The sequence below is a fragment of the Pseudomonas sp. HD6422 genome (assembly GCF_025377065.1).
In the GTDB taxonomy this organism is placed as follows: Bacteria; Pseudomonadota; Gammaproteobacteria; order Pseudomonadales; family Pseudomonadaceae; genus Aquipseudomonas; species Aquipseudomonas putida_U.
In genome coordinates, this window is the sequence record NZ_JAHWIW010000028.1 from 66227 (window position 1) to 92746 (window position 26520).

Annotated in this window: 22 protein-coding genes and 2 tRNA genes; 23 read left to right on the forward strand and 1 reads right to left on the reverse strand. The window is 61.4% G+C overall.

Features of this window, described 5'->3' with window-relative positions:
* Positions 1–91 precede the first annotated feature (91 nt).
* From dnaK to KY379_RS19945, 7 genes are all read left to right on the forward strand, one after another.
* Positions 92–2014 (forward strand): molecular chaperone DnaK, encoded by a 1923-nt coding sequence (gene dnaK, locus KY379_RS19915; RefSeq protein WP_133330406.1) that lies wholly within the window; start codon positions 92–94, stop codon positions 2012–2014.
* 203 nt (positions 2015–2217) lie between these two features.
* A complete protein-coding gene (gene dnaJ, locus KY379_RS19920; RefSeq protein ID WP_133330408.1) occupies positions 2218–3342 on the forward strand; it encodes a molecular chaperone DnaJ in 1125 nt (374 codons plus the stop codon).
* Positions 3343–3355: 13 nt separating this feature from the next.
* A complete protein-coding gene (dapB, locus tag KY379_RS19925) occupies positions 3356–4162 on the forward strand; it encodes a 4-hydroxy-tetrahydrodipicolinate reductase (protein ID WP_261241165.1) in 807 nt (268 codons plus the stop codon).
* Positions 4163–4361: 199 nt separating this feature from the next.
* Complete coding sequence (carA, locus tag KY379_RS19930) at positions 4362–5498, forward strand: glutamine-hydrolyzing carbamoyl-phosphate synthase small subunit (RefSeq protein ID WP_133330412.1); 1137 nt, start codon at positions 4362–4364, stop codon at positions 5496–5498.
* 106 nt (positions 5499–5604) lie between these two features.
* Positions 5605–8826, forward strand: a complete 3222-nt coding sequence (carB, locus tag KY379_RS19935) for a carbamoyl-phosphate synthase large subunit (protein WP_261241164.1) — start codon at positions 5605–5607, stop codon at positions 8824–8826.
* Positions 8823–9305, forward strand: a complete 483-nt coding sequence (gene greA / locus KY379_RS19940) for a transcription elongation factor GreA (protein WP_165976090.1) — start codon at positions 8823–8825, stop codon at positions 9303–9305. The genes carB and greA overlap by 4 nt, the downstream gene beginning before the upstream one ends.
* Complete coding sequence (locus tag KY379_RS19945; protein WP_133330416.1) at positions 9283–9732, forward strand: MFS transporter; 450 nt, start codon at positions 9283–9285, stop codon at positions 9730–9732. Before greA ends, KY379_RS19945 begins: the two co-directional genes overlap by 23 nt.
* A 12-nt stretch (positions 9733–9744) precedes the next feature.
* Here the strand turns inward: KY379_RS19945 and yhbY are convergent, their stop codons facing one another.
* A complete protein-coding gene (gene yhbY / locus KY379_RS19950) occupies positions 9745–10053 on the reverse strand; it encodes a ribosome assembly RNA-binding protein YhbY (RefSeq protein ID WP_054892619.1) in 309 nt (102 codons plus the stop codon).
* 102 nt (positions 10054–10155) lie between these two features.
* Here yhbY and rlmE point away from each other — a divergent pair, with 102 nt between their 5' ends.
* From rlmE to KY379_RS20030, 16 genes are all read left to right on the forward strand, one after another.
* Complete coding sequence (gene rlmE, locus KY379_RS19955) at positions 10156–10782, forward strand: 23S rRNA (uridine(2552)-2'-O)-methyltransferase RlmE (RefSeq protein ID WP_133330418.1); 627 nt, start codon at positions 10156–10158, stop codon at positions 10780–10782.
* A 201-nt stretch (positions 10783–10983) separates the two neighbouring features.
* On the forward strand, positions 10984–12888 hold the full coding sequence (gene ftsH / locus KY379_RS19960) for an ATP-dependent zinc metalloprotease FtsH (RefSeq protein ID WP_133330420.1): 1905 nt from the start codon (positions 10984–10986) through the stop codon (positions 12886–12888).
* Between the two features lie 8 nt (positions 12889–12896).
* Complete coding sequence (gene folP / locus KY379_RS19965; protein ID WP_133330422.1) at positions 12897–13748, forward strand: dihydropteroate synthase; 852 nt, start codon at positions 12897–12899, stop codon at positions 13746–13748.
* Positions 13749–13764: 16 nt separating this feature from the next.
* On the forward strand, positions 13765–15105 hold the full coding sequence (gene glmM, locus KY379_RS19970) for a phosphoglucosamine mutase (RefSeq protein WP_133330424.1): 1341 nt from the start codon (positions 13765–13767) through the stop codon (positions 15103–15105).
* A 66-nt stretch (positions 15106–15171) separates the two neighbouring features.
* Complete coding sequence (gene tpiA / locus KY379_RS19975) at positions 15172–15927, forward strand: triose-phosphate isomerase (RefSeq protein ID WP_133330426.1); 756 nt, start codon at positions 15172–15174, stop codon at positions 15925–15927.
* A gap of 4 nt (positions 15928–15931) precedes the next feature.
* On the forward strand, positions 15932–16324 hold the full coding sequence (secG, locus tag KY379_RS19980; RefSeq protein WP_261241163.1) for a preprotein translocase subunit SecG: 393 nt from the start codon (positions 15932–15934) through the stop codon (positions 16322–16324).
* A gap of 21 nt (positions 16325–16345) precedes the next feature.
* Positions 16346–16431, forward strand: a tRNA-Leu gene (locus KY379_RS19985).
* 100 nt (positions 16432–16531) lie between these two features.
* Positions 16532–16608: transfer RNA gene (locus KY379_RS19990), tRNA-Met, on the forward strand.
* Positions 16609–16738: 130 nt separating this feature from the next.
* Positions 16739–17197 (forward strand): ribosome maturation factor RimP, encoded by a 459-nt coding sequence (rimP, locus tag KY379_RS19995; RefSeq protein ID WP_165976091.1) that lies wholly within the window; start codon positions 16739–16741, stop codon positions 17195–17197.
* A 59-nt stretch (positions 17198–17256) separates the two neighbouring features.
* Positions 17257–18738, forward strand: coding sequence for a transcription termination factor NusA (gene nusA / locus KY379_RS20000; protein WP_133330432.1), 1482 nt, complete (start codon positions 17257–17259; stop codon positions 18736–18738).
* A 27-nt stretch (positions 18739–18765) separates the two neighbouring features.
* Positions 18766–21303: a translation initiation factor IF-2 gene (infB, locus tag KY379_RS20005; RefSeq protein ID WP_133330434.1), complete on the forward strand. Its 2538-nt coding sequence runs from the start codon at positions 18766–18768 to the stop codon at positions 21301–21303.
* A gap of 119 nt (positions 21304–21422) precedes the next feature.
* On the forward strand, positions 21423–21821 hold the full coding sequence (gene rbfA / locus KY379_RS20010; protein WP_133330436.1) for a 30S ribosome-binding factor RbfA: 399 nt from the start codon (positions 21423–21425) through the stop codon (positions 21819–21821).
* A gap of 3 nt (positions 21822–21824) precedes the next feature.
* A complete protein-coding gene (gene truB, locus KY379_RS20015; protein ID WP_133330438.1) occupies positions 21825–22742 on the forward strand; it encodes a tRNA pseudouridine(55) synthase TruB in 918 nt (305 codons plus the stop codon).
* A gap of 147 nt (positions 22743–22889) precedes the next feature.
* On the forward strand, positions 22890–23159 hold the full coding sequence (gene rpsO / locus KY379_RS20020; protein WP_003249971.1) for a 30S ribosomal protein S15: 270 nt from the start codon (positions 22890–22892) through the stop codon (positions 23157–23159).
* Positions 23160–23408: 249 nt separating this feature from the next.
* A complete protein-coding gene (pnp, locus tag KY379_RS20025; RefSeq protein WP_133330442.1) occupies positions 23409–25514 on the forward strand; it encodes a polyribonucleotide nucleotidyltransferase in 2106 nt (701 codons plus the stop codon).
* A gap of 423 nt (positions 25515–25937) precedes the next feature.
* Positions 25938–26294, forward strand: a complete 357-nt coding sequence (locus tag KY379_RS20030; RefSeq protein ID WP_133330444.1) for a BON domain-containing protein — start codon at positions 25938–25940, stop codon at positions 26292–26294.
* The last annotated feature ends 226 nt before the right edge of the window (positions 26295–26520 follow it).

The following is a 26520-nucleotide window of genomic DNA, read 5'->3' on the forward strand; positions in this document are numbered from 1 at the left end:
GGCATCCCCATCTAGGTGTCAAGCGTTCAAGTATTACCGCAGTTGCCCAAAGTAGCGGCTGCCACCCCATTCAAGTTTCGGGAGAGTTAACATGGGTAAAATCATCGGTATCGACCTGGGGACCACCAACTCGTGCGTCTCCATCCTGGAAAACGGTAGCGTCAAGGTCATCGAAAACGCCGAAGGCGCGCGTACCACTCCGTCGATCGTGGCCTACGCCAACGACGGCGAAATCCTGGTCGGCCAGTCGGCCAAGCGCCAGGCCGTCACCAACCCGCACAACACGCTGTTCGCAGTGAAGCGCCTGATCGGTCGCCGCTTCGAAGAAGACGTCGTGCAGAAAGACATCAAGCTGGTGCCCTACAAGATCGTCAAGGCCGATAACGGTGACGCTTGGGTCGAGGCCAGCGACAAGAAGATGGCTCCGCCGCAGATCAGCGCCGAAGTCCTGAAGAAAATGAAGAAGACCGCCGAAGACTACCTCGGCGAGCCTGTCACCGAAGCGGTCATCACCGTTCCGGCCTACTTCAACGACAGCCAGCGCCAGGCTACCAAGGATGCCGGTCGCATCGCCGGTCTCGACGTCAAGCGCATCATCAACGAGCCGACCGCCGCTGCGCTGGCCTATGGCATGGACAAGGCCAAGGGCGACCACACCGTCATCGTCTATGACCTCGGTGGTGGTACCTTCGACGTTTCGGTCATCGAAATCGCCGAAGTCGACGGTGAGCACCAGTTCGAAGTACTGGCCACCAACGGCGACACCTTCCTGGGTGGCGAAGACTTCGACATGCGCCTGATCGACTACCTCGTCGACGAGTTCAAGAAAGAGTCCGGCATGGACCTGAAGAACGATCCCCTGGCTCTGCAGCGTCTGAAAGAAGCCGCTGAGAAAGCCAAGATCGAGCTGTCCTCCGCTCAGTCGACCGACGTCAACCTGCCGTACATCACTGCAGATGCCACCGGTCCTAAGCACCTGAACGTGAAGATTTCCCGCGCCAAGCTGGAGTCGCTGGTCGAAGACCTGGTCTCGCGTACCATCGAGCCATGCCGCATCGCCCTGAAAGACGCCGGCATCGACGCCAGCAAGATCGACGACGTGATCCTGGTCGGTGGCCAGACCCGTATGCCGCTGGTGCAAAAAGCGGTTGCCGATTTCTTCGGCAAGGAAGCGCGCAAGGACGTCAACCCGGACGAAGCTGTCGCCATGGGTGCAGCCATCCAGGGCGCGGTCCTGGCCGGTGACGTGAAAGACGTACTGCTGCTGGACGTCAGCCCGCTGACCCTGGGTATCGAAACCATGGGCGGCGTGATGACCCCGCTGATCGAGAAGAACACCACCATCCCGACCAAGAAGTCGCAGGTGTTCTCGACTGCCGACGACAACCAGGGCGCCGTGACCATCCACGTGCTGCAGGGTGAGCGTAAGCAGGCTGCGCAGAACAAGTCGCTGGGCAAGTTCGACCTGGCCGACATTCCGCCGGCTCCACGCGGTGTGCCGCAGATCGAAGTGACCTTCGACATCGACGCCAACGGCATTCTGCACGTCAGCGCGAAAGACAAGGCTACCGGTAAGTCGCAGTCGATCGTGATCAAGGCCAACTCCGGCCTGTCGGATGACGAAATCGAGCGCATGGTGCGTGACGCCGAGGCCAATGCCGAGGAAGACCGCAAGTTCGAAGAGCTGGCCGCAGCCCGTAACCAAGGCGACGCGCTGGTTCACTCGACCCGCAAGATGGTCGCTGACGCCGGTGACAAGGTCACCGCGGAAGAGAAAACCGCCATCGAGGCTGCCGTGGTTGCCCTGGAAGCGGCTGTCAAAGGCGACGACAAGGCCGCCATCGACGCCAAGGTCGAAGAGCTGTCGAAAGTCTCCGCGCCGGTTGCCCAGAAGATGTACGCCGAGCAGCAGGCCGAACAGCCTCAGGGCGGCGCCCAGCAGGCCGAGCCGGAAGCCAAGCACGATGACGTGGTTGACGCCGAGTTCGAGGAAGTGAAAGACAACAAGCAGTAATGCCTGCATGTTGTCGGTCAGCCACCGCCGTTTGGCGGTGAGCTGGTAGGATGTCGCCGCGCGGGGGCTTGCTCCCGCGTTGGTGTGTCTGGAATACGAGAATTTTTACAGCATCTGTCAGAGCCTCTCGGAGGTTGGCAGGTGTTGCGGCACAGCGCATAGCGCAGAGGTATGCCGAACGCCCTCAAGAGTGCAAATGACCTATGGCAAAGCGTGATTATTATGAGGTGCTGGGTGTCGAGCGTGGCGCCAGTGAAGGTGATCTCAAAAAGGCCTATCGCCGCCTGGCGATGAAGTACCACCCCGACCGCAATCCCGGTGACAAGGAGTCGGAAGAGCATTTCAAGGAGGCCAACGAGGCCTATGAAGTGCTGTCCGATGCGAGCAAGCGCGCGGCCTACGACCAGTACGGCCATGCCGGCGTCGATCCGAACATGGGTGGCGGCGGTGCCGGTTTCGGTGGCGCCAACTTCTCCGACATCTTCGGCGATGTATTCAGCGATTTCTTCGGTGGTGGCCGTGGCGGCTCGCGTGGCGGCGCCCAGCGCGGCAGCGACCTGCGCTACACCCTGGAGCTGAACCTGGAAGAGGCGGTGCGTGGCACGACGGTCAATATCCGCGTTCCCACGCTGGTCGAATGCAAGCCGTGCGACGGCTCCGGCGCCAAGAAAGGCTCGTCCCCGGCGGCTTGCCCGACCTGCGGCGGCATCGGCCAGGTGCGTATGCAGCAGGGCTTCTTCTCAGTGCAGCAGACCTGCCCGCGCTGCCATGGCCAGGGCAAGATCATCACCGACCCTTGCACTTCGTGCCATGGCGAAGGTCGTGTCGAGGAGTACAAGACTCTGTCGGTCAAGGTGCCGGCCGGTGTCGATACCGGCGATCGCATTCGCCTGTCCGGCGAAGGCGAGGCGGGGACCCATGGTGGCCCGACCGGCGACCTGTACGTGGTCATCAACGTGCGCGAGCACGCCATCTTCCAGCGTGACGGCAAGCACCTGTACTGCGAAGTGCCGATCAGCTACACCGATGCTGCCCTGGGTGGCGAGCTCGAGGTCCCGACCCTCGATGGTCGCGTCAAGCTCAGAATTCCCGAAGGTACCCAGACCGGCAAGCAGTTCCGTCTGCGTGGCAAGGGCGTAGCCCCTGTGCGTGGCGGGGCTGCGGGCGATCTGCTGTGCCGCGTGGCGGTGGAAACCCCGGTCAATCTCAGTCGTCGCCAGCGCGAACTGCTCGAAGAGTTCCGCGACTCGTTGGACAGCGACAGTTCCCATTCGCCCAAGGCCAGTGGCTGGTTCGAAGGTGTGAAGCGCTTCTTTGGCGATCTCTGACAAGGAACAGGTTATGCGACGTATTGCAGTGATGGGCGCGGCCGGGCGGATGGGCAAGACCCTCGTCGAGGCTGTGCAGCAACAAGCGCCCCAGGCAGGCCTGACGGCGGCGATCGACCGCCCGGACAGTACCCTGGTCGGTGCCGATGCCGGCGAGCTGGCGGCGCTGGGCCGTATCGGCGTGCCGATCTCCGACGACCTGGCCAAGGTCGCCGACGAGTTCGACGTGCTGATCGACTTCACCCACCCCTCGGTCACCCTGAAGAACCTGGCGTTCTGCCGCAAGGCGAGCAAGGCCATGGTCATTGGCACCACCGGTTTCACGCCGGAAGAGAAAGAGCAACTGGTCGAGGCTGGCAAGGAAATCCCGATCGTCTTCGCCGCCAACTTCAGCGTCGGCGTCAACCTGTGCCTGAAGCTGCTCGATACGGCGGCGCGGGTGCTGGGTGACGATGTGGACATCGAGATTCTCGAAGCGCACCACCGGCACAAGGTCGATGCGCCGTCGGGTACGGCGCTGCGTATGGGTGAAGTGGTTGCCCAGGCGCTGGGGCGTGATCTGCGCGAAGTGGCCGTATATGGCCGTGAAGGGCAGACGGGAGCGCGTGATCGTCAGACCATCGGCTTCGCGACCGTGCGTGCCGGCGATGTGGTTGGCGACCACACGGTGCTGTTCGCTGCCGAAGGCGAGCGCGTGGAGATCACCCACAAGGCCTCCAGTCGCATGACCTTCGCCAAGGGCGCCGTGCGTGCGGCGCTGTGGCTCGATGGTCGTGAGCCGGGGTTGTACGACATGCAGGACGTGCTCGAGCTGCGTTGAGGGTTGGCGCAGTAACCCTCTGTCGCATTTGCGGTAGACCGGAAACGCTCTTTTCTGTAAGCTACAGCTTTAGTGTGTCCACTAAAAGCGCGCAGCGAATTGAATTCAGCACATGAAAGCGGGGTGACGTGTCCATACGTCACTCCGCTTTTTTGCAACCTGCGATCGCCCTTTCATGCTTGATTTACGGGAGGTCTTCTTGACAAAGCCAGCCATACTCGCCCTTGCCGATGGCAGTATTTTTCGCGGTGAAGCCATCGGTGCCGACGGTCAGACCGTTGGTGAGGTGGTGTTCAACACTGCTATGACCGGCTACCAGGAAATCCTTACAGACCCTTCCTACGCCCAGCAAATCGTTACCCTGACCTACCCGCACATTGGCAACACCGGCACCACCCCGGAAGACGCTGAGTCGAACCGAGTCTGGTCCGCTGGTCTGGTCATTCGCGACCTGCCGCTGCTGGCCAGCAACTGGCGTAATACCCAGTCGCTGCCTGAGTACCTGAAGGCCAACAACGTCGTTGCCATCGCCGGCATCGACACCCGTCGCCTGACCCGTATCCTGCGTGAAAAAGGCGCCCAGAACGGCTGCATCCTCGCCGGTGACGACATCACCGAAGAGCAGGCCATCGCCGCCGCCCGGGCCTTCCCAGGCCTCAAGGGCATGGACTTGGCCAAGGTCGTCTCCACCACCGAGCGCTACGAATGGCGTTCCAGCGTGTGGGAACTGAAAACCGACAGCCACCCGACCATCGACGCAGCCGACCTGCCTTACCACGTGGTCGCCTTCGACTATGGCGTCAAGCTGAACATCCTGCGCATGTTGGTCGCCCGTGGCTGCCGCGTGACCGTGGTACCGGCGCAGACCCCGGCCAGCGAAGTGCTGGCGCTGAATCCGGACGGTGTGTTCCTGTCCAACGGCCCAGGTGATCCCGAGCCTTGCGACTATGCCATCCAGGCGATCAAGGAAATCCTCGAGACCGAGATCCCGGTATTCGGTATTTGTCTCGGCCACCAGCTTCTGGCCCTGGCCTCCGGCGCCAAGACCGTGAAGATGGGCCACGGCCACCACGGTGCCAACCACCCGGTCCAGGATCTGGACACCGGCGTGGTCATGATCACCAGCCAGAACCACGGCTTCGCCGTCGACGAAGCCACCCTGCCGGGCAACGTCCGCGCCATCCACAAGTCGCTGTTCGACGGTACCCTGCAGGGCATCGAGCGCACCGACAAGAGCGCGTTCAGCTTCCAGGGCCACCCTGAAGCGAGCCCAGGCCCGACCGACGTCGCGCCACTGTTCGATCGTTTCATCGATGCCATGGCCAAGCGCCGCTGAGCATCCTGCATCAAGGCCCCGGGGCGGCATGTGCTGCGCCCGGAAGCGCCTGACCCAGATTGTTCAAGACGGCTTGCCGACTGACCCGCGGATTTGAGTGACAACCATGCCAAAACGTACAGACATCAAAAGCATCCTGATTCTCGGCGCTGGCCCGATCGTGATCGGCCAGGCCTGCGAATTCGACTACTCCGGCGCCCAGGCCTGCAAGGCACTGCGCGAGGAAGGTTTCCGCGTCATCCTGGTGAACTCCAACCCGGCCACCATCATGACCGACCCGGCCATGGCCGACGCCACCTACATCGAGCCGATCAAGTGGCAATCGGTGGCCAAGATCATCGAAAAAGAGCGTCCTGACGCACTGTTGCCGACCATGGGTGGCCAGACTGCCCTGAACTGCGCCCTGGACCTCGAGCGCCACGGCGTGCTGGAGAAGTTCGGCGTGGAAATGATCGGCGCCAATGCCGACACCATCGACAAGGCCGAAGACCGTTCGCGCTTCGACAAGGCGATGAAGGCCATCGGCCTGGAGTGCCCGCGCTCCGGTATCGCTCACAGCATGGAAGAAGCCAACGCCGTTCTCGAGCGCCTGGGCTTCCCGTGCATCATCCGTCCGTCCTTCACCATGGGCGGCACCGGTGGCGGTATCGCCTACAACCGTGAAGAGTTCGAAGAAATCTGCGCCCGTGGCCTCGACCTGTCGCCGACCAAGGAGCTGCTGATCGACGAATCGCTGATCGGCTGGAAGGAATACGAGATGGAGGTGGTCCGCGACAAGAAGGACAACTGCATCATCGTCTGCTCCATCGAGAACTTCGACCCGATGGGCGTGCACACCGGTGACTCGATCACCGTTGCCCCCGCGCAAACGCTGACCGACAAGGAATACCAGATCATGCGCAACGCCTCGCTGGCGGTGCTGCGTGAAATCGGTGTCGAAACCGGTGGTTCCAACGTGCAGTTCGGTATCTGCCCGAACACCGGCCGGATGGTCGTGATCGAGATGAACCCGCGCGTGTCGCGCTCTTCGGCCCTGGCCTCCAAGGCTACCGGCTTCCCGATCGCCAAGATCGCCGCCAAGCTGGCCGTCGGCTACACCCTCGACGAGCTGCAGAACGACATCACCGGCGGTCGCACTCCGGCTTCGTTCGAACCGTCGATCGACTACGTCGTCACCAAGCTGCCGCGCTTCGCCTTCGAGAAATTCCCGAAAGCCGACGCCCGCCTGACTACCCAGATGAAATCTGTGGGTGAAGTCATGGCCATCGGCCGGACCTTCCAGGAGTCCCTGCAGAAAGCCTTGCGCGGCCTGGAAGTCGGCGCATGCGGTCTCGATCCGAAAGTCGACCTGACCAGCGCCGATGCCAGCAGCATCCTCAAGCGCGAGCTGACCGTACCGGGCGCCGAGCGTATCTGGTATGTCGCCGACGCCATGCGTTCGGGCATGACCATCGAAGAGATCTTCCAACTGACCGGCATCGACCTGTGGTTCCTGGTGCAGATGGAAGATCTGATCAAGGAAGAAGAGAAGGTCAAGACCCTCGCCCTGTCGGCCATCGACAAGGACTACATGCTGCGTCTGAAGCGCAAGGGCTTCTCGGACCAGCGTCTGGCCAAGCTTCTCGGCATCACCGACAAGAACCTGCGCCGTCACCGCCACAAGCTGGAAGTGTTCCCGGTGTACAAGCGCGTCGACACCTGCGCCGCCGAGTTCGCCACCGACACAGCCTACCTGTATTCGACCTATGAGGAAGAGTGCGAGGCCAACCCGTCGAACCGTGACAAGATCATGATCCTCGGTGGTGGCCCGAACCGTATCGGCCAAGGGATCGAGTTCGACTACTGCTGCGTACACGCTGCTCTGGCGCTGCGTGACGACGGTTACGAGACCATCATGGTCAACTGCAACCCGGAAACCGTCTCCACCGACTACGACACCTCCGACCGCCTGTACTTCGAGCCGCTGACCCTGGAAGACGTGCTGGAAGTCTGCCGCGTCGAGAAACCGAAAGGCGTGATCGTCCACTACGGCGGCCAGACCCCGCTGAAACTGGCCCGCGCCCTGGAAGAAGCCGGCGTACCGATCATCGGCACCAGCCCAGACGCGATCGACCGCGCCGAAGACCGTGAGCGCTTCCAGCAGATGGTTCAGCGCCTGAACCTGCGTCAGCCGCCGAACGCCACCGTGCGCAGCGAAGACGAAGCCATCCGCGCCGCTGGCGACATCGGTTACCCGCTGGTGGTGCGTCCGTCCTACGTTCTGGGCGGCCGCGCGATGGAGATCGTCTACGAGCTGGACGAGCTCAAGCGCTATCTGCGTGAAGCGGTCCAGGTGTCCAACGACAGCCCGGTGCTGCTCGACCACTTCCTCAACTGCGCCATCGAGATGGACGTGGATGCGGTCTGCGACGGCACCGACGTGGTCATCGGCGCAATCATGCAGCACATCGAACAGGCCGGTGTTCACTCCGGTGACTCGGCGTGCTCGCTGCCACCTTACTCGCTGAGCAAGGAAGTGCAGGACGAAGTCCGTGTACAGGTCAAGAAAATGGCCCTGGAGCTCGGCGTTGTCGGCCTGATGAACGTGCAGTTGGCCCTGCAGGGCGACAAGATCTACGTAATCGAGGTCAACCCGCGCGCCTCGCGTACCGTGCCGTTCGTCTCCAAGTGCATCGGCACCTCCCTGGCGATGATCGCGGCCCGTGTCATGGCCGGTAAAACCCTCAAGGAGCTGGGCTTCACCGAGGAAATCATCCCGAACTTCTACAGCGTCAAGGAAGCCGTCTTCCCGTTCGCCAAGTTCCCAGGGGTTGACCCGATCCTCGGCCCTGAGATGAAATCGACCGGTGAAGTCATGGGTGTCGGCGACAGCTTCGGTGAAGCCTTCGCCAAGGCCCAGATGGGTGCCAGCGAAGTGCTGCCGACCGGCGGTACCGCCTTCATCAGCGTGCGCGACGACGACAAGCCGCAAGTGGCTGGCGTTGCCCGCGACCTGATCGCCCTGGGCTTCGAAGTGGTCGCCACTGCCGGTACCGCCAAGGTCATCGAAGCGGCCGGCTTGAAAGTGCGCCGTGTGAACAAAGTGACCGAAGGTCGCCCGCACGTGGTCGACATGATCAAGAACGACGAAGTGTCGCTGATCATCAACACCACCGAAGGCCGCCAGTCGATCGCTGATTCGTACTCGATTCGTCGCAATGCGTTGCAGCACAAGATCTACTGCACCACTACCATTGCGGCCGGTGAAGCCATCTGCGAAGCGCTGAAATTCGGCCCTGAGAAGACCGTTCGTCGCTTGCAGGATCTGCATGCAGGACTCAAAGCATGAGCATTACCAAGTACCCGATGACCGTCCAGGGCGCTCGCGCCCTGGAGGACGAGCTGACCTTTCTGAGCAAGACCGAGCGCCCGCGCCTGAGCCAGGCCATTGGCGAAGCGCGTGAGCTGGGCGATCTCAAGGAAAACGCCGAGTACCATGCTGCCCGCGAGGAGCAGGGCATGGTCGAGGCGCGTATCCGCGACATCGAAGGCCGTCTGCAGAACTCGGTGGTGATCGACGTCACCACCATCGCCCATACCGGCAAGGTGATTTTCGGCACCACCGTGGTGCTGGCCAACACCGAAACCGATGATGAGGTGACCTATCAGATCGTCGGCGAGGATGAAGCCGACGTGAAACAGGGCAAGCTCTCCAACAGCGCCCCGATCGCACGTGCAATCATCGGCAAGGAAGAAGGTGATACCGTTGTCGTCAAGACGCCAAGCGGTACGGTCGAGTACGAGATTGTCGAAGTCAAGCACATCTGATCGGCGCCTGCGGGCGCCATCCCTCGAGGGCATCCTCTGGCAACTGGCCCAGGTTTTCTGGGTCGGGGGCTTGTGGGTGTTCCACGTGGGCTTGGTGCCGGCGCTAAAGGTCAGCGGGCTGGCGCCATTGCTGGTGCAGGACGTGGCCGGGCAGATCGACCGCTGGTTGATCGGTGTGGCCATGCTCGGGCTGTTGACCCAGCTGGCGGTGCTGGCGAGGGTGGATGGCCTGGCGGCCTGGTGGCGACAGTTCCGCGGCCAGATGCTGTTGCTCGGCTTTGGCGCCTGCGTGGGGTATTACACGCTGCGCTACGGTATTTCGGTCGGCGAGCGTTGGCAGATGTTCTGCTTCCTGGTGCTGGGCTTCTCCGGCATCGTGCTGGTGGCCCAACCGGTCCCGGTCAGGGCGCGCCAGGCGCGCCACTGAGCGGAGTCACCGTCACTTGTAGCGGTGGATGTTGGACAGCTGCTTGTTCGGCTGTGGGTTCTTGCGGTAGATCAGTGCCTTCTTGCCGATGGTCTGTACCAGCTCGGCACGGCCTGCCTTGCACAGTTCGGCAATGGCGGCGGCACGCTCTTCGCGGTCTTCCGAGCGAATCTCGACCTTGATCAGCTCGTGGTCGGCCAGTGCGCGCTCCAATTCGGCGATCACGCCTTCGTTCAAACCATTGCCAGCAACGATCAGGACCGGCTTCAGGTCATGACCAATGGACTTGTATTGCTTCTTCTGCTCGTTATTGAGCGGCATAATCTGACCCTTTCCGTCTGATTCTGTAAAATTGACCGGCATTTTACCCGAGGGCCACCGGCTCCGCCCAGTCAATCACGACGCATATCATCGAGGTGCCCCGTGGTACAACGTTCCAAAAGCAGCGCAAATTGGCTGCGAGAACATTTCAACGATCCTTTTGTGAAACAGGCACAGAAGGATGGCTACCGCTCGCGTGCGAGCTACAAACTGCTGGAGATTCAGGAGAAAGACCGCCTGATCCGTCCCGGCATGAGCGTAATCGACCTCGGTGCGGCCCCAGGCGGGTGGTCCCAGGTGACCAGTCGTCTGATTGGTGGGCAGGGTCGTCTGATCGCTTCCGATATCCTGGAAATGGACTCGATCGCTGATGTGACCTTCATTCAAGGGGACTTCACCCAGGATGAGGTGTTGCAACGCATTCTCGAAGCGGTCGGCGATTCGCACGTAGACCTTGTGATTTCCGACATGGCCCCCAATATGAGTGGTACGCCCGCGGTGGACATTCCGCGTGCCATGTTCCTCTGCGAGCTGGCCCTCGATCTGGCGACCCGCGTGCTCAAGCCCGGCGGCGACTTCCTGATCAAGATTTTCCAGGGCGAAGGCTTCGATGTGTACCTCAAGGACGTGCGTAGCAAGTTCGACAAGGTGCAGATGCGCAAGCCTTCGTCATCGCGGGATCGCTCTCGCGAGCAGTATCTGCTGGCCCGGGGATACAAGGGAGCATGAGGCGTGTAGCGGGGTGGCCGATAGTTATTTCCAATCGGCTACGCCGTCAGGATCGTCCGATCTTCGTGTAGTCTAGGTTTCACAAAGGGTTACAGACGGTGCCTGCGGATGCGTAGGTAATGTAGTAAGTTAGGGCGATGAATATCATGCGAGGAACGGCTGCGTCGTGCGCCGGCCTCAGAGGGTAGCGAATTGAACGACATGGCAAAGAATCTGATCCTGTGGTTGATCATCGCAGCTGTCCTGGTGACGGTGATGAACAACTTCTCCAGCCCTAACGAGCCGCAGACCCTCAACTACTCCGACTTCATCCAGCAGGTAAAAGACGGGAAAGTCGAGCGCGTGACCGTCGACGGCTACATCATTACCGGCAAGCGCACCGATGGCGACAACTTCAAGACCGTGCGTCCGGCCATCACCGACAATGGCCTGATCGGCGATCTGGTCGACAATCACGTCACCGTCGAGGGCAAGCAGCCTGAGCAGCAGAGCATCTGGACCCAGTTGCTGGTTGCCAGCTTCCCCATCCTGGTGATCATCGCCGTGTTCATGTTCTTCATGCGCCAGATGCAAGGCGGCGCAGGTGGCAAGGGCGGCCCCATGAGCTTCGGCAAGAGCAAGGCGCGCCTGCTGTCCGAGGATCAGGTCAAGACTACCCTGGCCGACGTCGCAGGCTGCGACGAAGCCAAGGAAGAAGTCGGCGAGCTGGTCGAGTTCCTCCGCGATCCGGGCAAGTTCCAACGCCTGGGCGGCCGTATCCCGCGTGGCGTGCTGATGGTCGGCCCACCAGGTACCGGTAAGACCCTGTTGGCCAAAGCCATCGCCGGCGAAGCCAAGGTGCCGTTCTTCACCATTTCCGGTTCGGACTTCGTCGAGATGTTCGTCGGCGTGGGTGCCAGCCGTGTCCGTGACATGTTCGAGCAGGCGAAGAAGCACGCGCCGTGCATCATCTTCATCGACGAGATCGACGCCGTTGGTCGCCACCGTGGCGCCGGCATGGGCGGCGGTCACGATGAGCGCGAGCAGACCCTCAACCAGTTGCTGGTCGAGATGGATGGCTTCGAGATGAACGACGGCATCATCGTCATCGCCGCCACCAACCGCCCTGACGTGCTCGACCCGGCGCTGCTGCGCCCCGGTCGCTTCGACCGCCAGGTGGTGGTAGGGCTGCCGGACATCCGTGGCCGTGAACAAATCCTCAAGGTCCACATGCGCAAGGTGCCGGTAGGCGACAACGTCAACGCCGCCGTGATTGCCCGTGGTACCCCAGGCTTCTCCGGTGCCGACCTGGCCAACCTGGTCAACGAGGCTTCGCTGTTCGCCGCTCGCTCCAACAAACGCCTGGTCGAGATGAAGGAATTCGAACTGGCCAAGGACAAGATCATGATGGGTGCCGAGCGCAAGACCATGGTCATGTCCGAGAAAGAGAAGCAGAACACTGCCTATCACGAGGCCGGTCACGCCATCGTCGGTCGCCTGGTGCCCGAGCACGATCCGGTCTACAAGGTGTCGATCATTCCCCGTGGCCGAGCCCTGGGCGTGACCATGTTCCTGCCTGAGGAAGACCGCTACAGCCTGTCCAAGCGCGCGTTGATCAGCCAGATCTGCTCGCTGTACGGCGGTCGTATCGCCGAAGAAATGACCCTGGGCTTCGATGGTGTGACCACCGGCGCCTCCAACGACATCATGCGTGCCAGCCAGATCGCCCGGAACATGGTCACCAAATGGGGCCTGTCCGAAAAGCTTGGCCCGTTGATGTATGCCGAGGAAGAAGGCGAGGTGTTCCTGGGGCGCAGTGCCGGCAGCCAGCACGCCAGCGTTTCCGGTGAAACCGCCAAGATGATCGACGTCGAAGTGCGCAGCATCATCGACCAGTGCTATGCCACGGCCAAGCAACTGCTCACCGACAACCGCGACAAGCTCGATGCCATGGCCGAAGCGCTGATGAAGTACGAAACCATCGACGCCGAGCAGATCGACGATATCATGGCCGGCCGTACCCCTCGCGAACCTCGCGACTGGGATGACGATTCCGCTTCGGGCACCTCGGCACCCCAGGGTGATCGCCCGGAATCGCCGATTGGCGGCCCAGCGGCTCAACACTAAGGGCATCTATGAGCTCTAAGCAGTACCCGACCCGGTTGCCTTGCGGCAACCGGGTTCTTGATCTTTCCCGAACCCATGTCATGGGTATCCTCAATGTCACCCCCGACTCCTTCTCCGACGGCGGGCGCTTCAATCGGCGCGACGAGGCCCTTCGCCATGCCGAGGCCATGGTTGCCGCAGGTGCCACGCTGATCGATATCGGCGGCGAGTCGACGCGCCCAGGTGCGCGCGCGGTCTCGGTCACCGAAGAGCTTGAGCGCGTGGCGCCCATGGTCGAGGCGATCAACGGTCGTCTGGACGTGGTCATCTCGGTCGACACCTCCACGCCCGCTGTGATCCGTGAGGCCGCCCGCCTGGGTGCCGGGCTGATCAACGACGTGCGCGCCCTGGAGCGTGATGGCGCCCTGGATGCCGCCGCCGACACTGGCCTGCCGGTGTGCCTGATGCACATGCGTGGCGAGCCGGGCAACATGCAGGATTCTCCACACTATGACGATGTGACGGTCGACGTTACACGCTATCTTGAACAGCGCATGGCTGCCTGTGCCGCTGCAGGAATCGGTGCCGAGCGCATCGTTCTCGACCCGGGCTTTGGTTTTGCCAAGACCCTGGAGCACAACCTGAGCCTGTTCAAACACATGGAAGCGCTCTATCGCCTGGGCCGCCCGCTGCTGGTGGGCGTCTCACGCAAGAGCATGATCGGCCTCACCCTGGATCGCCCGGTGGCTGAGCGGCTGTATGGCAGCCTGGCCCTGGCCGCCCTGGCGATGACCAAGGGCGCGAGCATCCTGCGGGTCCACGACGTGGCCGAGACGGTCGACGTGGTGCGCATGATCGCCGCGGTCCAGAACGCCGAATAAGCACATTGGAGTCGTTATGAGCAGAAAATACTTTGGTACCGACGGCATCCGTGGCCGCGTCGGCGAATACCCGATCACCCCGGACTTCATGCTCAAGCTCGGCTGGGCAGCGGGCATGGCCTTCCGCAAGCAGGGCAAGTGCCAGGTGCTGGTCGGCAAGGACACGCGGATTTCCGGCTACATGTTCGAATCCGCGCTGGAGGCCGGGTTGTCCGCTGCAGGCGCCGACGTGCTCCTGCTCGGGCCGATGCCGACGCCGGCCATCGCCTACCTCACCCGTACCTTCCACGCCGAAGCCGGTATCGTCATCAGTGCCTCGCACAATCCGCACGATGACAATGGCATCAAGTTCTTCTCGGGGCAGGGCACCAAGCTGCCCGACGAGATCGAGTTGATGATCGAAGAGCTGCTCGACCAGCCGATGACCGTGGTCGAGTCGAGCAAGCTGGGCAAAGTTTCGCGTATCAACGATGCGGCCGGCCGCTACATCGAGTTCTGCAAGAGCAGCGTGCCCAGTAGCACCAGTTTCGAGGGGCTCAAGCTGGTGGTCGACTGTGCCCACGGCGCTACCTACAAGGTCGCGCCGAGCGTGTTCCGCGAATTGGGTGCCGAGGTGACCGTGCTGCACGCCCAGCCCGACGGTCTGAACATCAACGAAAGCTGCGGCTCGACCCATATCGAATCGCTCCAGGCCGCCGTGCTGGTGGGGCATGCCGACATGGGCATCGCCTTCGACGGCGACGGTGACCGGGTGCTGATGGTCGATCACACCGGCGCTATAGTCGACGGTGACGAGCTGCTGTACATCATCACCCGCGACCTGCACGAGCGTGGAAAGCTCGACGGCGGGGCGGTGGGTACCCTGATGAGCAACCTGGGGCTGGAGCTGGCCTTGAAGGAGCTGGATATCCCATTCGTGCGCGCCAAGGTCGGTGACCGGTACGTGATGGCCGAGTTGCTCGAGCGTGGCTGGCAGATCGGTGGTGAGAACTCCGGCCACATCGTCTGCTGCAATCACACCACGACGGGTGATGCGATTATCGCTGCACTGCAGGTGCTGATGGGCCTCAAGCGCCGCGGTGAGACCCTTGCCCAGGCGCGTCAGGCCGTGCGCAAGTGCCCGCAGGTGCTGATCAACGTGCGCTTCGGCGCGAGCACCGTCGACCCGCTCGAGCATCCGGCGGTCAAGGAAGCCAGTGCCAAGGCCACCGAGGACATGGCGGGCCGCGGCCGGGTGCTGCTGCGCAAGTCGGGCACCGAGCCGCTGGTGCGAGTCATGGTCGAAGGCGACGACGCAACCCAGGTACGTGGCCATGCTGAAGCCCTGGCCAAACTGGTTGCTGAAGTTTGTGTCTGAAAGGGCCTTGCCAGCGCAGATAGGGTTGGGTACTATCTGCGCCCACTTTGACCGACGAGGTAAAGCATGCGTCGCCCCATGGTAGCTGGTAACTGGAAGATGCACGGTACCCGCGCCAGCGTCGCTGAGCTGACCCGAGGCCTGAGCAATCTGGCCCTGCCGAGCGGAGTGGAAGTCGCGGTGTTCCCGCCTGCCTTGTTCATCAACGATGTCGTCGATGCCCTGGCTGGAACGGAAATTATCGTCGGCGCACAGAATTCTGCTGTACAGCCCGATCAGGGTGCGTTGACCGGGGAAGTTGCTCCGAGTCAATTGGCCGAAGCAGGGTGCAAGTTGGTGTTGATCGGTCACTCGGAACGTCGCCAGGTTATTGGTGAAACTAACGAAGTGCTCAATCGCAAGTTTGCAGCCGCTCAGGCAAGTGGTTTGAAGCCGGTGCTCTGTGTAGGGGAAACTCTCGAAGAGCGCGAGGCAGGCAAGACGCTGGAAGTTGTAGGGCGTCAACTAAGCAGTATCATCGACGCGTTCGGTGTTGCCGCTTTTGCCAATGCAGTTATTGCCTATGAGCCTGTTTGGGCCATTGGTACAGGTTTGACGGCCTCGCCTGAACAGGCGCAGGATGTGCATGCAGCCATCCGTGCCCAGTTGGCGGCGCAGGACGCCGAAGTTGCCGAGTGCGTGCAGCTTCTCTACGGCGGCAGCGTGAAGGCGGCCAATGCGGCCGAACTGTTCGGCATGCCGGATATCGATGGGGGGCTCATTGGTGGAGCGTCCCTGAACGCAGACGAATTCGGTGCAATTTGTCGCGCCGCAGGAAACTGAACAAATGCTGGAAACAGTTATCGTTATTTTTCATCTGTTGGCAGCGCTCTCGCTGGTAGTGCTGGTGTTGCTGCAACAGGGTAAAGGTGCGGAAGCAGGTGCATCTTTCGGCGCAGGTGCTTCAAATACTGTGTTCGGAAGCCAGGGCTCTGCTACCTTCCTAAGTAAGTTTACTGCTATACTCGCTGCCACTTTCTTTTTGACAGCACTTGGGTTAGGATACTTCGCAAAGGAGAAAGCTCACGAGCTGACTCAAGCAGGTCTGCCAGATCCAGCAGTGTTGGAAGTGAAAGAGCAGAAGCCGGCAGTAAATGATGATGTACCGGTGCTCCAGCAACAGAAGAGTGAAACCACCCCTCAAGGTGATGTACCTCCTCCGGTTGAAGAGCAGAAGTAACGGGTTTCAAGTAGTAGTATTGCCGAGGTGGTGGAATTGGTAGACACGCAACCTTGAGGTGGTTGTGCCCATAGGGTGTAGGGGTTCGAGTCCCCTTCTCGGTACCAATTAAAGCTTGAGAGCCCGCTTTAGCGGGCTTTCTTGCAGGTGGAGGTCTCGGATTGACCCTGCAGAGGGTTCGGTCTTATACTTTCGCCCCAGCTTTGTCGCGGGGTGGAGCAGCTTGGTAGCTCGTCGGGCTCATAACCCGAAGGTCGTTGGTTCAAATCCAGCCCCCGCAACCAGCTTCAGCGGAGCCCCTTTTCAGGGGCTTTTTGCTAGCCGAACAGTTATCGGCGTCGTTGTCCAACGGCGCTTTCAGGGATGGGCGCTTCGCCCATTTTTTATTTGCACAGCATGCACGAGGGGGTTCAGGTGTCGAGCAAGCTAGAACAGTTGCAGGCCTTGTTGGCCCCGGTTGTCGAGGGTCTGGGCTACGAATGCTGGGGGGTCGAATTCATCTCCCAAGGTAAGCATTCGGTACTGCGTATCTACATCGACAAGGAAGGCGGGATCCTGGTGGACGACTGCGAAGCGGTCAGCCGTCAGGCCAGTGCCATCCTCGATGTGGAAGATCCGATCAGCTCCGAATATACCCTTGAGGTGTCCTCTCCTGGCATGGATCGCCCACTGTTCACGCTTGAACAGTTTGCCTCGCATGCCGGCGAGCAGGTGAAGATCAAGCTGCGTACGCCCTTCGAAGGTCGTCGTAACTTCCAGGGCCTTCTCCGCGGTGTGGAGGAGCAGGACGTGGTGGTCCAGGTGGACAATCACGAATTCTTGTTGCCGATCGACTCGATCGACAAGGCCAATATTATTCCCAGTTTTGACTGAGACGTGCCGGGCCCGGCGGACTATCCGGGCCCAATGGCTTGCGCAAGGCGAGGCGTACGATGAGCAAAGAAGTACTGCTGGTTGTTGAATCGGTATCCAACGAAAAAGGTGTACCGCCCGGCGTCATTTTCGAGGCGCTGGAAGTGGCCCTGGCCACTGCGACCAAGAAACGTTTTGAGGACGAAGTCGACCTGCGTGTGGAAATCAACCGCCACACCGGTAGCTACGAGACCTTCCGTCGTTGGACCGTGGTCGAAGAAGACGACCTCGACGACCCGGCGATCGAAGTCTGGCCGAGCAAGGTCCGCGAGACGCACCCGGAAGCCAAGGTCGGTGACGTGATCGAAGAGAAGATCGAATCGATCGAATTCGGCCGCATCGCCGCCCAGACTGCCAAGCAGGTCATCGTGCAGAAGGTTCGCGAGGCCGAGCGTGCCCAAGTGGTCGACGCCTACCGCGAACGCGTGGGTGAGATCATCTCCGGCACCGTCAAGAAGGTCACCCGCGACAACGTTATCGTCGACCTGGGCAACAACGCTGAAGCGCTGCTGGCCCGCGAAGACATCATTCCACGTGAGACCTTCCGTGTCGGTGTACGCTTGCGTGCACTGCTCAAGGAAATCCGCACCGAGAACCGCGGTCCTCAGCTGATCCTGTCGCGCACCGCGCCGCAGATGCTGATCGAACTGTTCCGCATCGAAGTGCCGGAAATCGCTGAAGGCCTCATCGAGGTCATGGCCGCATCCCGTGATCCGGGTTCGCGCGCCAAGATCGGCGTCCGCTCCAAGGACAAGCGCATCGATCCGCAAGGTGCCTGTATCGGCATGCGTGGGTCGCGCGTCCAAGCCGTATCCGGCGAGCTGGGCGGCGAGCGTGTGGATATCGTCCTGTGGGACGAGAACCCGGCGCAGTTCGTCATCAACGCCATGTCGCCGGCTGAAGTCGCGGCGATCATCGTTGATGAAGATGCCCATGCCATGGACATCGCCGTCGCCGAGGACAACCTGGCCCAGGCCATTGGCCGTGGTGGTCAGAACGTTCGCCTGGCCAGCCAGCTCACCGGCTGGACCCTGAACGTGATGACCGAGAAGGATATCCAAGCCAAGCAACAGGCTGAAACCGGCGACATCCTGCGCAACTTCATCGAGGAACTGGAAGTCGACGAGGAGCTGGCCCAAGTGCTGGTCGACGAAGGCTTTACCAGCCTCGAAGAGATTGCCTACGTACCGTTGGAAGAAATGCTCAACATCGACGGCTTTGACGAGGAAATCGTCGACGAGCTCCGCGCTCGTGCCAAGGATCGTTTGTTGACCAAGGCCATCGCTACCGAAGAAAAACTGGCAGACGCCCACCCGGCCGAAGACCTGCTCTCCCTGGAGGGTATGGACAAGGACCTGGCGGCTGAACTGGCGGTGCGCGGCGTGGTTAACCGCGAAGACCTGGCCGAGCAGTCGATTGACGACCTGCTCGACATCGACGGCATCGACGAAGAGCGTGCCGGCAAGTTGATCATGGCCGCCCGAGCCCATTGGTTCGAGTAATTAGGCGCGGCCTGAGGAGAGAAGTGCATGACGCAAGTCACGGTGAAAGAACTGGCCCAAGAGGTCGAGGCACCGGTAGAGCGCCTGCTGCAGCAGATGCGTGAGGCAGGTCTGCCGCACACCGACGCCGGTCAGGTAGTGACCGACAATGAAAAGCAGACGCTGCTGACCCATTTGAAGAGCAGCCACAAGAGCAAGGCGGAAGAGCCGCGCAAGATTACCTTGCAGCGCAAGACCACCAGCACGCTGCGTGTCGCCGGTAGCAAAAGCATCAGCGTAGAAGTACGCAAGAAGAAAGTATTCGTTCAGCGCAGCCCGGAAGAAATCCAGGCTGAGCAGAAGCGTGAGCTGGAAGAGCGCCGCGCGGCCGAAAACGCCGCTCGCGAAAAGGTCGAGGCCGAAGTGCGCCAGCGCAACGAGGAACAGGCTCGTCGTCAGGCTGCCGAAGCGGCTGCCAGCGCGCCTGCCGCTGCGCCTGCGCCGACCGAAGCCGCGCCTGCCCAGGCCGCCGCTCCAGTCGTCGCCGAGGCTCCGGCATCGGAAGATGCCGCTGCCCGTGCCGCCGAGCGCAAGAAGGACGAGACCCGTCGCAACGAAAGCCGTGCCCGCGACGAAGACCGTCGTGGCGGTCGTGGCGAGGCGCCGCGCGTGTCGATCAAGGTCAAGGTCAAGGAGAAGGAAAAGGCTCCGACTCCTCGCGCCGCACCGCGCACCACCGATGAAGAGAGCGATGGCGTACGCCGTGGCCGCGGTGGCAAGAGCAAGCTGAAGAAACGCAATCAGCACGGCTTCCAGAACCCGACCGGTCCTGTCATCCGTGACGTGACCATCGGCGAGACCATCACCGTTTCGGAATTGGCCCAGCAGATGTCGGTCAAGGCCGCTGAGGTGGTCAAGTTCATGTTCAAGCTGGGTACCCCGGTCACCATCAACCAGGTGCTCGACCAGGAAACCGCTCAGCTGGTCGCCGAAGAACTGGGCCACAAAGTGACCCTGGTCAGCGATACCGCCCTGGAAGATTCCCTGGCCGAATCGCTGAAGTTCGAAGGTGAAGTCGAATCGCGCGCTCCGGTCGTGACCGTCATGGGTCACGTCGACCATGGTAAGACCTCGCTGCTCGACTACATCCGTCGTGCCAAGGTTGCCGCTGGCGAAGCCGGTGGTATTACCCAGCACATCGGTGCCTACCACGTGGAAACCGACCGCGGCATGGTCACCTTCCTCGATACCCCGGGCCACGCCGCGTTCACCGCGATGCGTGCTCGTGGTGCCAAGGCCACCGACATCGTCATCCTCGTGGTGGCAGCGGACGACGGCGTGATGCCGCAGACCCGTGAGGCCGTTCAGCATGCCAAGGCAGCTGGCGTTCCACTGGTGGTCGCGGTCAACAAGATCGACAAGCCGGGTGCCGACCTCGATCGCATCCGCAACGAACTCGCCGTCGAAGGCGTGACCTCCGAGGACTGGGGTGGTGACACGCCGTTCGTCAAGGTTTCCGCGAAGATGGGTACCGGTGTCGACGAACTGCTCGAAGCTGTCCTGCTGCAGGCCGAGATCCTCGAGCTGACCGCAACGCCGACCGCTCCTGGTCGTGGTGTGGTCGTCGAATCGCGCCTGGACAAGGGCCGCGGTCCAGTGGCGACCATCCTGGTTCAGGACGGTACTCTGCGTCAGGGCGACATGGTCCTGTGCGGCTCGAACTATGGTCGCGTGCGCGCCATGCTCGACGAGAACGGCAAGCCTGTGAAGGAAGCCGGCCCGTCGATCCCGGTCGAGATCCTCGGCCTGGACGGTACTCCGGAAGCCGGTGACGAGCTGTCCGTGGTTGCCGACGAGAAGAAGGCCCGCGAAGTGGCTCTGTTCCGTCAGGGCAAGTACCGCGAGGTCAAGCTGGCCCGTGCTCATGCCGGCAAGCTGGAAAACATCTTCGAGACCATGGGTCAGGAAGAGAAGAAGACCCTCAACATCGTCCTCAAGACCGACGTGCGCGGTTCCCTGGAAGCACTGCAGGGTTCGCTGTCGGGCCTGGGCAACGACGAAGTTCAGGTTCGCGTGATCGGTGGCGGCGTCGGTGGTATCACCGAAAGCGACGCCAACCTGGCGCTGGCGTCCAACGCGGTGCTGTTCGGCTTCAACGTGCGTGCCGATGCCGGTGCGCGCAAGATCGTCGAGCAGGAAGGTCTGGATATGCGTTACTACAACGTGATCTACGACATCATCGAAGACGTCAAGAAGGCCCTGACCGGCATGCTCGGCAGCGATGTTCGCGAGAACATCCTGGGTGTCGCCGAAGTACGTGACGTGTTCCGTTCGCCGAAGTTCGGCGCCATCGCTGGCTGTATGGTCATCGAGGGTACCGTGTACCGCAACCGTCCGATCCGCGTACTGCGCGAGGACGTGGTCATCTTCGAAGGCGAGCTGGAGTCGCTGCGTCGCTTCAAGGACGACGCTGCCGAAGTGCGTTCGGGCATGGAGTGCGGTATTGGCGTCAAGAGCTACAACGACGTCAAGGTCGGCGACAAGATCGAAGTCTTCGAGAAAGTCCAGGTGGCTCGTACCCTGTAAGGGGCCCGAGTCGTGGTGCAGGCCCCGCCGCAAGGCAGTTGGCTGCGCCTCTGAAGGTAGCGCCCGGTCAGGCTTCAGCTTGACCGGGCGTTTGCCGCTTTACGTTACAGGTAGCAAGAATGGCAAAAGAATACAGCCGTACCCAACGCATCGGCGATCAGATGCAACGTGAGCTTTCCGAGCTGATCCGCCGTGAAGTCAAAGACCCACGCGTCGGCCTGGTGACCATCACCGCCGTCGACGTCAGCCGCGACCTGGGCCATGCCAAGGTGTTCATCACCGTCATGGGCCAGGACGACGCAGATGCCGTGCCGCAGACCCTCAAGGCCCTCAACAGCGCCGCGAGCTTCCTGCGCCTGCACCTGGGCCGCGCCATGCAGTTGCGTAGCGTGCCGCAGTTGCACTTCCATTTCGATGAAAGCGTCAGCCGCGGTGCCCACCTGTCGGCGCTGATCGAGCGTGCGGTGGCCGAAGACCGCCTGCACAAGGATGCCGACGAGCCGGACACCAAGGAGTAAGCGGTGGCCCAGGTCAAACGTATCCGCCGCAATGTCAGCGGCATCATCCTGCTCGACAAGCCCCTGGGGTTCACCTCCAACGCAGCGCTGCAGAAAGTCCGCTGGTTGCTCAACGCCGAGAAGGCCGGTCATACCGGCAGCCTCGACCCGCTGGCTTCCGGCGTCCTGCCGCTGTGCTTCGGCGAGGCGACCAAGTTTTCGCAGTACCTGCTCGATTCCGACAAGGGCTACGAGACGGTCATGCAACTGGGGCAGACTACGACCACCGCGGACGCCGAAGGCGAAGTGCTGCAGACCCGCGAGGTGACCGTTGGTCGCGCCGATATCGAAGCTGTGCTGCCGCGTTTTCGCGGTCCGATCAGCCAGGTACCGCCTATGTACTCGGCGCTCAAGCGTGATGGCCAACCGCTGTACAAGCTGGCACGTGCAGGAGAGGTAGTGGAGCGCGAGGCGCGTTCTGTTACTATTGGCCGCTTGGAGTTGCTCGAGTGCGAAGGCACCCGTGCGCGGTTGTCGGTCGGTTGCAGCAAAGGCACCTATATCCGCACCCTGGTGGAGGATATCGGCGAGGCTCTGGGCTGCGGCGCATACGTCGCCGAGCTGCGTAGAACCCAAGCTGGGCCGTTCGAACTGGCCCAGACGGTCACCCTCGAGGAACTCGAGCAGGCCCACGCCGAAGGCGGCAACGAAGCGCTCGATCGCTTCCTGATGCCAGCAGACAGCGGCCTGCAAGACTGGCCCCTGGTGTGCCTGTCGGAACACAGTGCCTTTTACTGGCTGCATGGGCAGGCAGTACGGGCGCCGGACGCGCCGCAATTCGGCATGGTCCGGGTACAGGATCACAATGGTCGCTTCATCGGTATCGGTGAAGTGAGCGAAGACGGGCGTATTGCGCCACGTCGACTGATTCGATCGGAATGATCGAAACCTCAGGCCGAGGCTAACCCCAAGGCCTGCGGAACCAAGGGTGGCTGTTAGTAGGCACGGTCACGCCTTTTTTATTAATACAGGGATTTGTCCCTGGCCTATTGGACCCGCTTGCGGGATCCGTTTATCAGGAGAAGCCAAATGGCCCTCAGCGTTGAAGAAAAAGCTCAGATCGTTGCCGAATACCAGCAAGCCGCCGGCGATACCGGTAGCCCGGAAGTGCAGGTTGCTCTGCTGACCGCCAACATCAACAAGCTGCAAGGCCACTTCAAGGCCAACGACAAAGACCACCACTCCCGTCGTGGTCTGATTCGCATGGTCAACCAGCGTCGTAAGCTGCTGGATTACCTGAAGGGCAAAGACACCACTCGTTACAGCGCCCTGATCGGTCGCCTGGGTCTGCGTCGCTAATAGCGGCCTGGCCAGTGGTGTGCATGGCGTGTCGCAGGCTTCGCAAGCGCGGTTTCGCAGCGCTTGGGTTGGACACGCCACGCGTATCTCCGAGGTTGGCAGCCTGGCAGTGCTGAGCGGTTTTTCCGCTTGGCGCCAGGCTCCCAGCCTCGTGTTGTATCTGGACGGTCAACGGGGCCGATTCCCCGTTCTGCCCAAGAATTCGCAAGAAACCAGTTCCCCCAAGAGCCACTGAAAAGGTAGGAAACCGTGAACCCGGTAATCAAGAAATTCCAGTTCGGTCAGTCGACCGTAACGCTCGAAACCGGCCGAATCGCCCGTCAGGCGACCGGCGCCGTACTGGTCACCGTCGATAACGACGTCACCGTGCTGGTGACCGTGGTCGGCGCCAAGCAGGCCGATCCAGGCAAGGGCTTCTTCCCGCTGTCGGTCCACTACCAGGAAAAAACCTACGCTGCCGGCAAGATCCCTGGTGGCTTCTTCAAGCGTGAAGGCCGTCCTTCCGAGAAAGAGACGCTGACCTCGCGCCTGATCGACCGTCCGATCCGCCCGCTGTTCCCAGAAGGTTTCATGAACGAAGTGCAGGTCGTCTGCACCGTCGTCTCTACCAGCAAGAAGACCGATCCGGACATCGCCGCGATGATCGGTACCTCGGCGGCCCTCGCCATTTCCGGCATTCCGTTCGAAGGCCCGATCGGCGCAGCCCGCGTTGCCTTCCACGAGAGCACCGGCTACCTGCTGAACCCGACCTACGAACAGCTGCAGGCTTCGAGCCTGGACATGGTCGTCGCTGGTACCGAGTCGGCCGTATTGATGGTTGAATCGGAAGCCCAGGAGCTGACCGAAGACCAGATGCTGGGCGCTGTACTGTTCGCCCACGACGAGTTCCAGGCCGTTATCCAGGCCGTCAAGGAACTGGCTGCCGAAGCTGGCAAGCCGACTTGGGACTGGCAGCCGGTTGCTGCCAACACCGAACTGCTGAATCTGGTACGTGCCGAGTTCGGCGAGGCCATTTCGCAGGCCTACACCATCACCCAGAAGGCCGACCGCTACAACCGTCTGGGCCAGCTGCGTGACGAAGCCATCGCCCGTCTGGCCAACGAAGAGACCGGTCCATCGGCCGGCGCCATCAAGGAAATCTTCGGCGAGCTGGAATACCGCACCGTCCGCGAGAACATCGTCAACGGCAAGCCGCGTATCGACGGCCGTGACACCCGCACCGTGCGCCCGCTGAACATCGAAGTCGGTGTACTGCCCAAGACCCACGGTTCGGCCCTGTTCACCCGTGGCGAAACCCAGGCCCTGGTCGTCGCGACCCTGGGTACCGCGCGTGACGCCCAGTTGCTGGACACCCTCGAAGGCGAGAAAAAAGATCCGTTCATGCTGCACTACAACTTCCCGCCGTTCTCGGTCGGTGAGTGTGGTCGCATGGGTGGCGCCGGTCGCCGTGAAATCGGCCACGGCCGTCTGGCCCGTCGTGGCGTGCAAGCCATGCTGCCGAGCGACAGCGAGTTCCCCTACACCATCCGTGTGGTGTCGGAGATCACCGAATCCAACGGCTCCAGCTCCATGGCTTCGGTCTGCGGTGCTTCTCTGGCCCTGATGGACGCCGGTGTACCGATGAAAGCGCCGGTTGCCGGTATTGCCATGGGTCTGGTCAAGGAGGGCGACAAGTTCGCGGTCCTGACCGACATCCTCGGTGACGAAGACCACCTGGGCGACATGGACTTCAAGGTCGCCGGTACCGCCAAAGGCGTTACCGCGCTGCAAATGGACATCAAGATCAACGGCATCACCGAAGAGATCATGGAAATCGCACTGGGCCAGGCCCTGGAAGCGCGCCTGAACATCCTCGGCCAGATGAACCAGATCATCGCTCAATCGCGCAGCGAGCTGTCGGCCAACGCACCGACCATGATCGCGATGAAGATCGACACCGACAAGATCCGTGACGTCATTGGTAAAGGTGGTGCCACCATCCGCGCGATCTGTGAAGAGACCAAGGCTTCGATCGATATCGAAGACGACGGCTCGATCAAGATCTTCGGCGAAACCAAGGAAGCGGCGGAAGCTGCCAAGCAGCGCATCCTGGGCATCACCGCCGAGGCGGAGATCGGCAAGATCTACGTGGGCAAGGTCGAGCGCATCGTCGACTTCGGTGCCTTCGTCAACATCCTGCCTGGCAAAGACGGCCTGGTGCACATCTCGATGCTGAGCGATGCTCGCGTAGAGAAAGTGACCGATGTGCTGAAAGAAGGTCAGGAAGTCGAAGTGCTGGTACTGGACGTGGACAACCGCGGCCGTATCAAGCTGTCGATCAAAGACGTAGCTGCGGCCAAGGCCTCCGGCGTCTAAGCGACTGCAGTAGTGAAAAGGGCCCTTCGGGGCCCTTTTTCAATGCCGTAAGGTATTTGGCGCCTGTGAGATCGAGCGCCGCCTCCACCCCCAAGCCAAGCACTTGGTGGCTCCCACCAGTCTGCCGCTAGACCCATCACAGCCAGTCTTACCCAAAATTCCGTGAAGAACCTTTTTTGTGCCTGGTGAATGGCGCAATGGTTGCTCCTGCAATGAATTGCGACGTTGCGAACATGCATCTTGCATAGGGTTTTTCCGCCGCCATTGCAGATTGCACGATGGAGTCTTCCTCGGTAATGGCCTAACCCATTGATTTATAAGGCTTCAGGCGAAACGGAAAAGCTGGCACAGGGCGTGCAATTACTCTTGTACCTGACGCCAGGAACCACGGCGCAGACCTTTCGAAAAACAGGAGTGACCCACATGAAGAAGTTTGCCATTGCTGCCGCTACTGCTACCGCCCTGACCCTGACTCTGGCCAACGGCGCCTTCGCCGCGCAACAGCCAACCCAAGCTCCGGTCATGCTGGCTGCTAACGATACAGTGGACCAAGTTCAGCAAGAAGGCTCCGACACCTGGATCACCACCAAGGTCAAGGCAGACCTGCTGACCGAGAAAGGTATTCCAGGCAGCGACATCAAAGTTGAAACCAGCCAGGGCGTCGTCTCGCTGTCCTCGGACGTCAAGGTCACCGCTTCGCAGAAAGAAGAAGCCGTACGCATCACCAAGAACATCAAGGGCGTCAAGAGCGTCATGTCTGACGGCCTGAAAGCCGAATAAGGAACGTCCAGCCGGCCAGATGGATTTGGCCACCGATGTAAAAGAAGCCCCGGCATATTTGCCGGGGCTTTTTCGTGGCTTACGGATTAGTGGGGCTGGGCTTTGGGGCTTGGGGCTTGGGGCTTGGGGCTGGGTGGCTGATCCGAGGGGTGTAGCGGCGCTACTGGCCCCTTCCGCCTTTACGGCGGGCAACTTTTTTCTTGGAAAAAGTTGCACAAAACCGCTT